This is a genomic window from Streptomyces violens (assembly GCF_000717745.1).
GTDB classification, from domain to species: domain Bacteria; phylum Actinomycetota; class Actinomycetes; order Streptomycetales; family Streptomycetaceae; genus Streptomyces; species Streptomyces violens.
Window position 1 is genome coordinate 173,595 of record NZ_JOBH01000011.1, and the last position, 12,770, is coordinate 186,364.

Sequence of the window (12,770 nt, forward strand, 5' to 3'; positions counted from 1 at the left end):
CCAGGGCTCAGCGGTTGTCGAACGTGCCCTGCAGCCGGTACCGCGACCCCGGGTGCAGCAGCCGCGCGATGCTGACCAGCGCCTCGCCCGACCAGGTGCGCCGGTGGATCAGCAGGCACGGCTCGGACTCGGGCACGCCCAGCACCGCGCACTCCTCCGCCGACGGCAGCACCGCCTCCACCACGTGCTCGCCCTTGCCCAGCGGCGCCACCTCGGACAGGAACGTGAACGGGGTCCGCCGCGTGAAGTCCTGCTCCAGATAGCCGGGCGCGAAGTCCGGGTGGACGTACCGGTCCTCGAGCTGGATCGCCACGTCGTCCTCGAAGTGCACCACCCGCGACCGGAAGACCCGGCGCCCGGCGCCCGGGCCGAACTGCGCGCCGACCTCCGGATCGGCGGTCTCCGCCCGTACGTACAGCACCTCGGCTCGGTACCGGTGTCCGCGGCTGCGCACCTCGTCGGCGATGTTGTGCACCTCGACCAGCGCCGAACTGCCCTTGTGCAGCGCCACGAAGCTGCCCACGCCCATCACCCGGCGGATCAGGCCCTGCCCCGCCAGCTCCCGCAGCGCGCGGTTCACCGTCATCCGGGACAGCCCCAGCGAGTCCACGAACTGGCTCTCCGACGGGAGCGCGTCGCCCTCCCGCCAGCGGCCACTCATGATCTGCTCGGTGACGAGGTCCTTCACGCGCTGGTACGCGGGAGCGTTCCCCGGCGCCTGCGCCCTGTACCGCCGCGCGAGGTCAGCAGCCTCCCCGGCCAAGCCGTTCACCGTCCCTCGCATTCGTGGTCATCCGCTCCTCGCGGGTGACGTGGGAACCGGAATCCTAGTGGGTCTCGGATCCGAGGAACCGGGGCGTCCGCGCTGGCCCACGGGCCGGTACCCGGGTGTGATGGCAGCGGATCACCGAGGAGCTGAGGAACCGTGACGAGCACCGTGCAGCAGGCCGCGCAGACCACCGACCTGGAGCGTGCGCAGGACCGGGAAGCGGCCGCGCCCGCTGCGACCATGGAGGCGCCCGCCCTGACCGTGGACGCGCCCGCCGAGTGCTGGACCGGCCGCGACGACGGTCCCGGCATCGAGCATCTGCGCTGGCACCACGCGGTGACGCCGTACCGGGAGTACTCGACGTACGCGACGTACTCGGCCACCGGCCCGGACCGGGCCTGGGACGCGGCCTTCGTCGGCTTCCGGAGCGATGAGGGCGTACGGCGCAACAAGGGGCGGCCGGGTGCGGCCGACGGCCCCGGAGAGCTGCGCCGCGCGCTCGCCCCGATGGCGCTGCAGACGCCGCTGAGCGCGCTGGACGCCGGGGACATCGAGGTCGGCGACGGCGATCTGGCGGCCGGCCAGCGGCGCCTGGGCCGCGCCGTCACCGCGCTCCTCGACCGGGGCCGCCCGGTGACCGTGCTGGGCGGCGGACACGAGGTGGCGTACGGCAGTTACCTGGGCCTGGCCGGCAGCCGCGCGCTGCGCGCCGGCGCCCGGCTCGGCGTCCTCAACCTCGACGCGCACTTCGACCTGCGCGACGACGCCCGGCCCAGCTCCGGCACGCCCTTCCTGCAGATGGCGAACGACGAGGCGGCCCGCGGCGAGGACCTGAACTACTGGGTGCTCGGGGTGAGCGCGCCGAGCAACACCGAGCGGCTGTACCGCACCGCCGACCGGCTCGGCGTCCGCTACCTCCCCGACACCGACTGCGGCCTGCTGAACGTGCACCGCGTCGACGCCTTCGTGGACGACTTCCTCGCGAGCTGCGACCTCGTGCACCTCAGCATCGACCTGGACGTACTGCCCGCCGCCGTGGCGCCGGGCGTCAGCGCGCCCGCGGCTTACGGGGTGCCGCTGGAGGTCGTGGAACACGTCTGCGCCAAGATCGCGGCGAGCGGCCAGCTCGCCGTCTGCGATGTCGCCGAACTCAATCCGGACCTGGACCTGGATCACCGCACGGCCCGTACGGGCGCCCGCCTGGTTCACCGCATCCTGACGAGCGCGCACGGGACGCACCGCCGGCCGTGACCGGGGGCGCGTGCGGCACGGCCCCGGCCCCGGCGGCGCGCCTCAGTGCGGGATGCCGTCGATCAGTTCGCGGGCGCCCTGGCGGAGCAGGGCCACCGCGACGGAGGTGCCGAGGGTCGCGGGGTCGAGCCGGCCCGCCCACTCGTGGGCGTTGAGGATCGTCTTGCCGTCGGGGGTGAACACGCAGGCCCGCAGCGACAGGTCGCCGCCGCCGCGCCCGGACCTGGCGTACCCGGCGATGGGGGAGTTGCAGTGCCCCTGGAGCACGTGCAGGAACATCCGCTCGGCCTGCGTCTCCCGGTGCGTGTCCGGGTCGCCGAGGCCGGAGACCGCGTCGATGGTCTCGGTGTCGTCCTCGCGGCACTGCAGGGCGAGTACGCCGGCGCCGATCGGCGGGCACATCGTGTCGACGGACAGCACCTCGGTGATCACGTCGGGGCGGTTGATGCGGTGCAGTCCGGAGACCGCGAGGAGCAGCGCGTCGGCCTCCCCGGCGTGCAGCTTCTCCATCCGCCGGTTGGCGTTGCCGCGCATCGGCACCGTCTCCAGGTGCGGATGCGAGGCGGCGAGCTGGGCGCGGCGGCGTACGGAGGAGGTGCCGATACGGGTGCCGGGGGGCAGCTCGTCGAGGGTGAGGCCGCCGGGGTGGATCAGGGCGTCCCGTACGTCGTCGCGCTTGAGGAACGCGGCGAACGTCGTGCCGGCGGGCAGCGGCCGGTCGGCCGGGATGTCCTTGACGCAGTGCACCGCGAGGTCCGCTTCCCCGGACAGCAGCGCCGCGTCCACCTCCTTGGTGAACGCGCCCTTGCCCTCGACCGCGGAGAGGTCACCCATCCAGCGGTCACCGGTGGTGGTCACCGGGACGACCTCGGTGGCGATGCCCGGGTGCAGCGCGGCGAGTTCGGTACGGACGCGCTCCACCTGGGCCAGGGCCATGGGGGAGGAGCGGGAGACGATACGGATCAGCTCAGGGGCGGACATGGGGCCACGATAGTCCCGTCCCGCCCCGTCCACCGCCCGGGCCCCGACTCGTAGCGCAAAACTTCGAAGATATCGTCAGCCCGCTCGGACCGCCGGTCTCGGCGGGGTGCTCGGCGGGTCTTGATTCCGGCTGATAGGACGCCTCCAAGTGAGCCGGCGGCTCGACGGGAAGGCGATGATTTCCCATGCACGTGGCCAGGACTGCAGCCACCGCCCTTTCCTCTGTCCTCGTCCTGATAATTCCTGCCGCAATCGCGGTCAGCGGAATGGCGGATATGCGTCCCGGTGAGGCCGGGACGCACGCGGAAGAAGCCGCGCTGTACGGCGGTGATCCCCGGCCGGCCACGGCCCGGGCGGGCCACCGGACGCCCGTCGCGTCCGGCCGGAAGGTCCGGGTCTCGCCGGCCGGGCTGGAGGGGCAGGCCGCCACCTTCGTCGCGGCGGGGCTGACGGAGCAGCGCTTCGAGGCCGCGGCCCGGGCCTCCCGGGCCAGCTCGGAGGCGCGGAGCGCGGCGCTGGAAGAGCGGCGGCGCGCCGCGGCCAGAAAACGCGCCGAGGCCCGGGAGCGGCTGGTGGCGACAGGGCCGGCCGGGTGGATCCGCGCGTGTCTGCGGGTCACGGGATCACCCGAATACTGGTACGCGGGGCTGTGGACGATCGCCCGCAGGGAATCCGGATTCGACCCGAACGCATTCAATGGATGGGACGCCAACGCGGTGGCGGGCGAGCCGTCCCGGGGGCTTTTCCAGACGACCATGGGAACGTTCCGGGCGCACCATCAGCCCGGTACGGCATGGGACATCAATGACCCGGTGGCGAATTGCGCGGCGGCCGTGAATTACATCAAGGCGCAGTACGGCGACATCTCCCGCGTGCAACAGGCCGATGCGGGCAGCCCGCCGAAAGGCTATTAGCCCTGCTCCGCCAGCCGCCGCAGGAGAGCGCCTGCCTCCAGTACCCGGCGGACGTCCTCCGGGGGCAGCGTGCCGAGGCGCCCGGCGAGCGCCTCGGCCTCGCTCTGTGCCACATCGTTCAGCGCGCGGACGCCGTCCTCGGTGATGACGACGCGTGCCGCGCGCCCGTCGGTCGGGTCCGGCTCCCTGCGGACCAGCCCCGCCGACTCCAGGCTCGCCACCGCGGCCGTGGCCGTCGGCTGCGAGCAGGGGATGCGGTCGGCCAGTACGCCGATGCGGGACGGGCCGAGCTGGGTGAGCAGGGCGAGGACGATGAGCTGGGTGGGCGGGACGCGGCGGTCGGGGACGGCCCTGCCCAGGCTGCGCAGCAGCCGGTGCAGGGTCACGACCAGTTCGAGCGCGTCCTCTTCACCGACCGTGCTCAGCGCCGTCCCCTCGCCGACCGCCACGCCACCGTCCACCCGTCTGTCGTCCAAAGACCTGCCTCGATCAGGTCAAGAGAGTGTAATGGTCGGCGAGTACATGTCCATCCAGAGGGCCAGGTCCAAGGTGCGTTCGAGGCCGCGCCGGGACGCCTGGGTGATCTGCGGGACGTCGACCTGCACGGCGCGCTGCAGCCAGTCGCGGCTGACCAGGTCGAAGACCGGGTGCGAGGGCTTGGCGAGCAGGTCCTTGAGGTGGCCCTGGAGCGCGACGGCGTACTTCGGGTCCTGCGTGGACGGGTACGGGCTCTTCACCCGGTCGTACACCGACTTGGGCAGCACGTCGGCGGTGGCCTCGCGCAGCAGGCTCTTCTCCCGGCCGTCGAACGACTTCAGGCTCCAGGGGGTGTTGTAGACGTACTCCACGAGCCGGTGGTCGCAGAACGGCACCCGCACCTCCAGGCCGACGGCCATGCTCGCCCGGTCCTTGCGGTCCAGCAGCACGCGGACGAACCGGGTCAGGTGCAGATAGCAGATCTCGCGCATGCGGTACTCGAAGTCGCTCTCGCCGTCGAGGCGCCGCACGTCCGCGATGGCCGTCCGGTAGCTGTCCTGGATGTAACTCCCCAGGTCCATCGCCTTGGTGACGCCCTCGGTGAGGATGTTGCCGTCGTCGCCGAAGTGCTCGGCGAACTGCACCAGCCAGGGGAAGGTGTCCGCCTCGCGGGCCTTGGGGTCGAAGAACTGCTTGTACCCGCCGAAGACCTCGTCCGCCGACTCGCCGGACAGTGCCACCGTCGAGTGCTCGCGGATCGCCTTGAACAGCAGGTACAGCGAGGAGTCCATGTCGCCGAGGCCCATCGGGATGTCCCGGGCGCGGATCATCTTGGAGCGCACTTCGGGGTCGGCGAGCTGGTCCGAGTTGAGGACGATGTCCTGGTGCTCGGTCTTCGAGGCGCGCGCCACGTCGTGCACGAAGGGGGTGTCCGGGGTGTCGCGAAGTGCGTCCGGGGTGAAGTTCTCGGTCTGGCCCACGAAGTCGACGGCGAAGCTGCGGACCGTCCTGTCCTCGGCGGCCAGCTGCTGTGCGGCCAGCGCGGTCATCGCGGAGGAGTCCAGGCCGCCGGAGAGCAGCGTGCAGCGGGGCACGTCGGCGACGAGCTGGCGGCGCACGATGTCGTCCAGCAGCGACCGCACATGGGCGATCGAGGTCTCCCGGTCGTCGGTGTGCTGCTTGGTCTCCAGCGTCCAGTACACACGGGTGCGCAGGCCGTTCCTGGTCAGCGTGACGACCGTGCCGGGCTCGACCTCGCGCATGCCTTCGTACACCGCGTGCCCCGGTGTCTTGACGAAGGCGAACAGCTCGCGCAGGCCGTCCAGTGTCACGGTGGGGGTGACCTGCGGGTTGGCGAGGATGGCCTTGGGCTCGGAGCCGAAGAGCACACCGTCGTCGGTTTCGTAGTAGTAGAAGGGCTTGATGCCCATCCGGTCGCGGATCATCACGAGCTTCTGCTCGCGACTGTCCCAGATGGCGAAGGCGTACATGCCGTTGAGGCGTTCGGCGACGGCCTCGCCCCACTCCAGGTAGCCGTGGAGCACGACCTCGGTGTCGGAGTCGGTGGTGAAGCGGTGGCCGCGGGCGGCCAGTTCCTTGCGCAGTTCGGAGAAGTTGTACGCCTCTCCGGAGTAGACCATCGCGACCGGTCCGTCGGGGGTCTCGACGGTCATCGGCTGGCGGCCGCCCGGCAGATCGATGATGGCGAGCCGGCGGTGACCGAGGGCCGCCGGGCCCTGGACCCAGGTCCCGGCGTCGTCCGGACCGCGGCAGGACATGGTCTCGGTCATGGCGTCGACGGTGGCCTGTTCGGACCGCAGGTCACGCTGGTAGGCGACCCATCCGGCGATTCCGCACATGCTGCTCCTCCGAATCCGACCCTGGGCTGGTGCGTCGGGGGGCGGCCGGAAAACGGCATGCGTCAGCGGCCGGACACCCAGGGTCACGTGTATCGAGCACCTATGTAACGAGGGTGTGACAGCCGGGTGTCGTCCGTCAACAGGGTCATGGGGGGTGAATGCGGCTGACCGGGCGGGAAGTAAAGCGGGCGCCAAGTGCCGGTATACAAGGGCTATTTGGACGGTCATGGGAGTGCCGCGGCCACTCGCTGTGGCCGCGGCACGGGCGGTCCGGTCAGCCGGCGACCGGCTGGGCCGCCCGCATCAGCTCGCGGCGCGCCTTCATGAAGGGGCGCGGGCGGTTGAGGGCGAGGACCGCCGTGGTGCGGCCGTCGCGCTCGTACGCGGCGAGGAAGCTGCGGTCCTCGGGGGAGCCGTCGATCACCCGCACGGTGTCGGTGGGCAGCCGCCGCCCGGCGAACTGGATGCGGACGCCGTACTGGTCGGACCAGAAGTACGGCACGGTGCGGTGCGCCAGGAGGGTCTCGCCCGCGAGGAGGTTGTGGACGGCGGTGGCGGCCTGTTCGGTCGCGCTGGTCCAGTGCTCGGTACGGGAGCCGCCGACCCGGGCCACGTCGCCGACCGCGACGACGTGGGGGAGCGCGGTCACGCACCCGGTGTCGCAGACCACCCCGTCGTCCAGGGTCAGCCCGGAGCCGGCCAGCCAGTCGGTGTTCGGGCGGACGCCGATGCCGACGACGACGGTGTCGGCGGGCAGTATCCGTCCGTCGGCCAGCTCGACGCCGGTGACGCGGCCGCCGGACTCGCCCTGCAGTGCCGCGACGCCCGTACCGCTGACCAGCGTGACCCCGTGGTCCCCGTGCAGCGCCGCGCAGACCCCGGCCATCTCCTCGCCGAGCTGTGGCAGCAGCGGGAGCGGCGCGGCCTCGACGACCGTGACGTCATGGCCGAGCGCGGCGCACGAGGAGGCGACCTCGGCGCCGATGAAGCCGCCGCCGATCACCACGACCCGCACCGGGCCGCCGGCCAGGTCGGCACGGAGCGCCTGGGCGTCGTCGAGGCTGCGCAGGGTGTGCACCCCGGCGAGCTCGGGCCCCGGCAGCCGGCGCGGGGTGGCGCCGGTGGCGATGACCACCCCGTCGGTGGCGAGGGACCGGCCGTTCTCCAGGGCCACCGACCGGCCGCCGGCGTCCAGCCCGGCGGCGCGCGTCCCCAGCAGCCACTCCGCGTCCAGCTCGGCGACCTCCTCGGCGTCCGCCAGGGCGAGGTCGTCCTGCCCGGCCGTGCCCTTGAGGAAGTCCTTGGAGAGCGGCGGCCGGTCGTACGGGCGGTGGCACTCGTCCCCGACGATCATCAGCCGGCCCCCGAACCCCTGGGAGCGCAGCGCTCTCGCGGCGTACAGTCCGGCCAGCGAGGCTCCGACGACGGTGACCGTCCTCATGCGGCGGTGCCTTCCTGGGCGGCGTGGTGCACGTAGATCATGCCGTTCTCCACGGTGACGGAGTGGGTGCGGACGGCCCGCCGGGCGGGCAGGCAGGTCGGCATGCCGGTGCGCAGGTCGAACGACGCGGCGTGCAGCGGGCATTCGACCAGGCAGCCCTCCAGCCAGCCGTCGGCGAGCGAGGCGTCCTGGTGGGTGCAGGTGTCGTCGATGGCGTAGATCTCGCCGTCGGCATTGAAGACGGCGATCGGAGGTGCGGTGTCGATGCGAAGGGACTCGCCTGCGGGCAGGTCATCGAGGTGGCAGACGGGAATCACGGGGCACCCCTCTTACTGTTCGGTATAGTTGAGTTCCGCGATGCGCACGGCGAAGCGCTCTGCGCAACAGAATCCAAGCCGGGAGGCCGCGCGTCAAGCGCCTCCCTTCAGAAGCCGGCCCGCATCGGGTCGCGCCAGGTGGTGAGATCGGATGACGGACAACGCGAAGGACACGTCGGAGGCCAGGTCAGCGCAGAAATCACCCCGCGGAGCGGGGAGTTCCGTGCAGTCGGTGGATCGTGCGGTCACGGTGCTGGAGATCCTCGCCCGGCACGGTGAGGCAGGGGTGACCGAGGTCGCCGACGAGCTCGGCGTGCACAAGTCGACGGCCTTCCGGCTGCTCGGCGTGCTGGAGAACCGCGGGCTGGTCGCCCAGGAGCAGGAGCGCGGGAAGTACTACCTCGGGGCCGGGGTGCTGCGGCTGGCCGGGGCCGCCGCGGTGCGCCTGGACATCTCGCAGGAGGGCGCGCCGATGTGCCGGCTGCTCGCCGACGAGCTGGGCGAGACGGCCAACATCGCGGTGCTGGACAACGGTGCCGCGGTCAACATCATGCAGGCCCGCGGCCCGGCCTCGGTCACCGCGCAGAACTGGCTCGGCCGCCGCACCCCGCTGCACGCGACCTCCAGCGGCAAGGCGCTGCTGGCGTTCCAGCCGGGCCCGGTGCAGGACGCCGCGCTCGCCCGGAAGCTGCCGCGGCTCACCGAGCGGACCATCACCTCCGTCGCCGAGCTCCGCGAGCAGCTCGCCGAGGTGGTGCGCAATGGCTTCGCGGTGGCGATGGAGGAGCTGGAGCTGGGGCTGCACGCGGTCGCGGCGCCGGTGCGCGCGCACGACGGCCAGGTGATCGGCGCGATCAGCGTATCGGCCCCCGCGTACCGGCTGGAGCCCGACCGTATCCCGGAGGTCGCCAAGCGCACGGTCGAGGCGGCACGGGAATTGTCCCGGCGGATGGGACACGGGAGTTGATCTCCGTCGCGTAGACGGTTCGACCGTGCGCAGGAATGACGCGGGGCCGGTGCCCACCGGCCCCGCGTCCGTGCGTGCCGACCGTGCGCGCGCTTTTACCAACGGTTAACTCCAACCCCTTGACGCCGCCGAGAAGGCGTTCCCAGTATGTCTCTCATCGCGCAACGAGTCGTGCAGTGCGCAACACTGAGGGGTAGGGGCATGCCACACGAAGTCCGTGCTGTGGTCGCGACGAAAAAGGGCGCACCGGTCGAGGTGCAGCCGATTCTGGTGCCGGATCCGGGCCCGGGGGAAGCGCTCGTCTCCGTACAGGCGTGCGGGGTCTGCCACACGGATCTGCACTACCGGGAAGGCGCCGTGGGCGACGACTTCCCGTTCCTGCTCGGGCACGAGGCGGCCGGGGTGGTCGAGGCCGTGGGGGACGGCGTCACCGACCTGCTGCCCGGCGACTACGTGGTGCTCGCCTGGCGCGCGCCCTGCGGCACCTGCCGCTCCTGTCGCCGCGGCCGCCCCTGGTACTGCTTCGACTCGCGCAACGCGGCCCAGCCGATGACGCTGCTCGACGGCACCCCGCTCACCCCGGCGCTCGGCATCGGCGCCTTCGCCGAGAAGACGCTGGTCGCCGCCGCACAGGCGGTCAAGGTCGACCCGGCGGCCCGCCCCGAGGCCGCGAGCCTGATCGGCTGCGGCGTGATGGCCGGCTACGGCGCGGCCGTGAACACCGGGAACGTGCAGCGCGGCAACACCGTCGCGGTCATCGGCTGCGGCGGCGTCGGCAACGCGGCGATCGCGGGCGCCTGCCTCAACGGCGCCCGCAAGGTCATCGCTATCGACGTCGACGACAGAAAGCTCGACCAGGCCGAGAAGTTCGGCGCCACCCACATCATCAACTCCCGCGGTACGGACCCGGTCGAGGCGGTGCGCGCCCTGACGGGCGGGGTCGGCGTGGACATCGCGATCGACGCGGTGGGCCGCCCGGAGACGTACAAGCAGGCGTTCTACATGCGCGACCTCGCCGGCACCCTCGTCCAGGTGGGCGTGCCCGAGCCCGGCATGAAGGTCGAGATCCCGCTCAGCGATCTCTTCTCGCGCGGCGGCGCCCTCAAGTCCTCCTGGTACGGGGACTGCCTGCCCAGCCGCGACTTCCCGGACCTGATCGACCAGTACCTGTACGGGCTGCTCGACCTCGAAAGCTTCGTCACCGAGCGGATCTCCCTGGACGAGGTGGAGGCCGCCTTCGACACCATGCGCGGCGGCCGCGTCCTGCGCTCCGTGGTCGTCCTCTGAGGGACGCCACTCCCGTACGTCCTGCCTGACCCGAAGGAGGGGCATGTCCCGCACACCCGCCACCGATGCCCGCGTGGTCGTGATCGGCGCCGGCATCGTCGGCTGCTCGCTCGCCGACGAACTGACCGCGCGCGGCTGGCGCGACGTCACCGTCCTCGAACAGGGCCCGCTCCCGGCCCCCGGCGGCTCCACCTCGCACGCCCCCGGGCTGGTCTTCCAGACCGGCCCGTCCAAGACCATGACCGAGTTCGCCGCGTACACGGTCGAGAAGTTCAACTCCCTCGAAGTGGACGGGCTTCCCTGCTTCAACCCGCTCGGCGGGCTGGAGCTGGCCACCACCCCCGAGCGCTGGGCCGACCTGCACCGCAAGGCCGGACTCGCCGCCTCCTGGGGCGTACGCGCCGAACTGATCACCCCGGCCGAGTGCAAGAAGTACTGGCCGATGCTGGACGAGGACAAGGTCCTCGGCGGGCTCTACACGCCCGACGACGGCCTGGCCCGCGCCCTCCTCGCCTGCCGCGCCCAGATCACCCGCGCCGAGTCCCGCGGCGCCCGCTTCCTGGACCGGTACACCGTGACCGGCATCGAGCAGGAGAACGGCCGGGTCACCGGCGTCGTCACCGACCGCGGCACCTTCCCCGCCGACCATGTCGTCTCCGCGGCCGGCTTCTGGGGCCCGGTGATCGGCAAGATGGCCGGCGTCGACGTGCCGCTGCTGCCGCTCGCCCACCAGTACGCCAAGACCGCGCCGCTCCCGGAGCTCGACGGCGTCAATGACCCGCGGACGGAGGCGAGCAAGCCGATCCTGCGCTTCCAGGACCGCGATCTGTACTACCGCGAACACACCGACCGCATCGGCATCGGCTCCTACGCGCACCGCCCGATGCCCGTCGACCCCGCGGCCGTGCCCGCCTTCGACGACGCGCCGATCATGCCGTCCTCGCTGCCCTTCACCGAGGAGGACTTCGCGCCGAGCTGGGAGGACAGCGTCGGCCTGCTCCCGGCGCTCGGAGAATCCCACGTCGAGGAGGGCTTCAACGGCGTCTTCTCCTTCACCCCCGACGGCATGCCCGTCCTCGGCGAATCCCGTGAGGTGCGCGGATTCTGGCTCGCCGAGGCGGTCTGGGTGACCCACTCCGCGGGCGTGGCGCGCGCCGTCGCCCAGTGGATGACCGACGGCCGTCCGGACATCGACATTCACGAGTGCGACCTGTACCGCTTCGAGGATGCGCAGCGCTCGCCCGCGTACATCGAGGACCGCGGCGCCCAGAACTTCGTCGAGGTCTACGACGTCCTCCACCCCCTCCAGCCCATGGAGCAGCCCCGCCCGCTGCGGGTCAGCCCCTTCTACGCCCGCCAGCAGGAGCTGGGCGCGTTCTTCCTGGAGGGCGGCGGCTGGGAGCGCCCGCACTGGTACGAGGCCAACGCCCCGCTCGCCGAGGGCCTCGAACTGCCCGAGCGGGACGCCTGGTCGGCCCGGTACTGGTCGCCGATCGCCGCGGCCGAGGCCAAGGTGACGCGCGAGAAGGTCGCGCTGTACGACATGACGCCGCTGCGCCGGCTGGAGGTCACCGGGCCCGGCGCGCTCGCCTTCCTCCAGCGCATGTCCACCAACCAGCTCGACAAGAAGCCCGGCGCGGTCACCTACACGCTGCTGCTGGACGAGACGGGCGGCGTCCGCTCCGACCTCACCGTCGCCCGGCTCGCGCCCGACCGCTTCCAGATCGGCGCCAACAGCGGCTCCGACCTGGACTGGCTGCTGCGGCATGCCCCGGAAGGGGTGCAGATCCGGGACATCACCTCCGGCACCTGCTGCATCGGCGTGTGGGGCCCGCTCGCCCGCGACCTGGTCCAGCCGCTCACCCGCGACGACTTCTCGCACAAGGGCTTCGGCTACTTCAAGGCCAAGCAGACCTACCTCGGCCACGTCCCCGTCACGGCCATGCGGCTGAGCTATGTGGGCGAGCTGGGCTGGGAGCTGTACACCACCGCCGACCTGGGCCTGCGCCTGTGGGACACGCTGTGGGAGGCCGGGCAGCAGTACGGTGTGATCGCGGCCGGGCGCTCCGCCTTCAACAGCCTGCGGCTGGAGAAGGGGTACCGCTCCTGGGGCCACGACATGACGACCGAGCACGACCCGTACGAGGCGGGCGTCGGCTTCGCCGTCCGCCCCGCCAAGGGCGACTTCCTCGGCCGCGCCGCACTGGAGGGCCGCAGTGAGGAGACCGCCCGCCGCAAGCTGACCTGCCTCACCCTCGACGACCCGGCCGCCGTGGTCCTCGGCAAGGAGCCCGTGTACGTGGACGGCGCGCCCGCCGGTTACGTCACCTCCGCCTCCTACGGCTACAGCATCGGCCGCTGCGTCGCCTACGCCTGGCTGCCGGCCGCAGCCGCCGTCCCCGGCACCGCCGTGCACGTGGAGTACTTCGGTCAGAAGGTCGCGGCGACCGTCGCCGAGGAACCGCTGTTCGACCCGAGCATGACCCGCATCCGCAAGTAGCGCTTGG

Annotated in this window: 11 protein-coding genes; 5 read left to right on the forward strand and 6 right to left on the reverse strand. The window is 72.0% G+C overall.

What is annotated here, in order from left to right; all coding sequences use genetic code 11:
* Window positions 1–7: 7 nt before the first annotated feature.
* Entirely contained in the window at window positions 8–784 is a 777-nt protein-coding gene (gene hutC, locus IF04_RS0122790; RefSeq protein ID WP_051831469.1) for a histidine utilization transcriptional repressor HutC, read from the reverse strand.
* A 141-nt stretch (window positions 785–925) separates the two neighbouring features.
* Between hutC and hutG the strand changes: the two genes are divergently transcribed.
* Window positions 926–2,020 (forward strand): formimidoylglutamase, encoded by a 1,095-nt coding sequence (hutG, locus tag IF04_RS0122795; protein ID WP_245654471.1) that lies wholly within the window; start codon window positions 926–928, stop codon window positions 2,018–2,020.
* 42 nt (window positions 2,021–2,062) lie between these two features.
* Here the strand turns inward: hutG and hemC are convergent, their stop codons facing one another.
* Window positions 2,063–3,001 (reverse strand): hydroxymethylbilane synthase, encoded by a 939-nt coding sequence (gene hemC / locus IF04_RS0122800; protein WP_030260971.1) that lies wholly within the window; start codon window positions 2,999–3,001, stop codon window positions 2,063–2,065.
* 185 nt (window positions 3,002–3,186) lie between these two features.
* Here hemC and IF04_RS36725 point away from each other — a divergent pair, with 185 nt between their 5' ends.
* A complete protein-coding gene (locus IF04_RS36725) occupies window positions 3,187–3,915 on the forward strand; it encodes a transglycosylase SLT domain-containing protein (protein WP_157847696.1) in 729 nt (242 codons plus the stop codon).
* On the opposite strand, the gene IF04_RS0122810 is transcribed toward IF04_RS36725, so the two are convergent.
* The 4 genes from IF04_RS0122810 to IF04_RS0122825 all read right to left on the reverse strand — a co-directional run bounded on the left by IF04_RS0122810 (window position 3,912) and on the right by IF04_RS0122825 (window position 8,009).
* A complete protein-coding gene (locus IF04_RS0122810; protein WP_245654472.1) occupies window positions 3,912–4,391 on the reverse strand; it encodes a MarR family winged helix-turn-helix transcriptional regulator in 480 nt (159 codons plus the stop codon). The genes IF04_RS36725 and IF04_RS0122810 overlap by 4 nt on opposite strands.
* An 18-nt stretch (window positions 4,392–4,409) precedes the next feature.
* Window positions 4,410–6,251: an asparagine synthase (glutamine-hydrolyzing) gene (asnB, locus tag IF04_RS0122815; RefSeq protein ID WP_030260981.1), complete on the reverse strand. Its 1,842-nt coding sequence runs from the start codon at window positions 6,249–6,251 to the stop codon at window positions 4,410–4,412.
* Window positions 6,252–6,525: 274 nt separating this feature from the next.
* On the reverse strand, window positions 6,526–7,692 hold the full coding sequence (locus IF04_RS0122820; RefSeq protein WP_030260984.1) for an NAD(P)/FAD-dependent oxidoreductase: 1,167 nt from the start codon (window positions 7,690–7,692) through the stop codon (window positions 6,526–6,528).
* Entirely contained in the window at window positions 7,689–8,009 is a 321-nt protein-coding gene (locus IF04_RS0122825) for a bifunctional 3-phenylpropionate/cinnamic acid dioxygenase ferredoxin subunit (RefSeq protein WP_030260990.1), read from the reverse strand. Before IF04_RS0122825 ends, IF04_RS0122820 begins: the two co-directional genes overlap by 4 nt.
* A 223-nt stretch (window positions 8,010–8,232) precedes the next feature.
* On the opposite strand from IF04_RS0122825, the gene IF04_RS0122830 reads away from it, so the two are divergent.
* From IF04_RS0122830 to IF04_RS0122840, 3 genes are all read left to right on the forward strand, one after another.
* Window positions 8,233–8,976 (forward strand): IclR family transcriptional regulator, encoded by a 744-nt coding sequence (locus IF04_RS0122830; protein ID WP_030260993.1) that lies wholly within the window; start codon window positions 8,233–8,235, stop codon window positions 8,974–8,976.
* Window positions 8,977–9,177: 201 nt separating this feature from the next.
* Window positions 9,178–10,263 carry an S-(hydroxymethyl)mycothiol dehydrogenase gene (locus tag IF04_RS0122835; protein WP_030260996.1) on the forward strand — a complete coding sequence of 362 codons (1,086 nt, stop codon included), beginning with the start codon at window positions 9,178–9,180 and terminating at the stop codon, window positions 10,261–10,263.
* Window positions 10,264–10,306: 43 nt separating this feature from the next.
* Complete coding sequence (locus IF04_RS0122840; protein ID WP_030261000.1) at window positions 10,307–12,763, forward strand: GcvT family protein; 2,457 nt, start codon at window positions 10,307–10,309, stop codon at window positions 12,761–12,763.
* Window positions 12,764–12,770: the final 7 nt, after the last annotated feature.

Excerpts from the sequence above, each read along its gene's own strand:
- hutC (WP_051831469.1), bottom strand. The coding sequence starts at position 784 with ATGCGAGGGACGGTGAACGGCTTGGCCGGGGAGGCTGCTGACCTCGCG.
- hemC (WP_030260971.1), bottom strand. The coding sequence starts at position 3,001 with ATGTCCGCCCCTGAGCTGATCCGTATCGTCTCCCGCTCCTCCCCCATG.
- IF04_RS36725 (WP_157847696.1), top strand. The coding sequence starts at position 3,187 with ATGCACGTGGCCAGGACTGCAGCCACCGCCCTTTCCTCTGTCCTCGTC.
- asnB (WP_030260981.1), bottom strand. The coding sequence starts at position 6,251 with ATGTGCGGAATCGCCGGATGGGTCGCCTACCAGCGTGACCTGCGGTCC.
- IF04_RS0122820 (WP_030260984.1), bottom strand. The coding sequence starts at position 7,692 with ATGAGGACGGTCACCGTCGTCGGAGCCTCGCTGGCCGGACTGTACGCC.
- IF04_RS0122835 (WP_030260996.1), top strand. The coding sequence starts at position 9,178 with ATGCCACACGAAGTCCGTGCTGTGGTCGCGACGAAAAAGGGCGCACCG.
- IF04_RS0122840 (WP_030261000.1), top strand. The coding sequence starts at position 10,307 with ATGTCCCGCACACCCGCCACCGATGCCCGCGTGGTCGTGATCGGCGCC.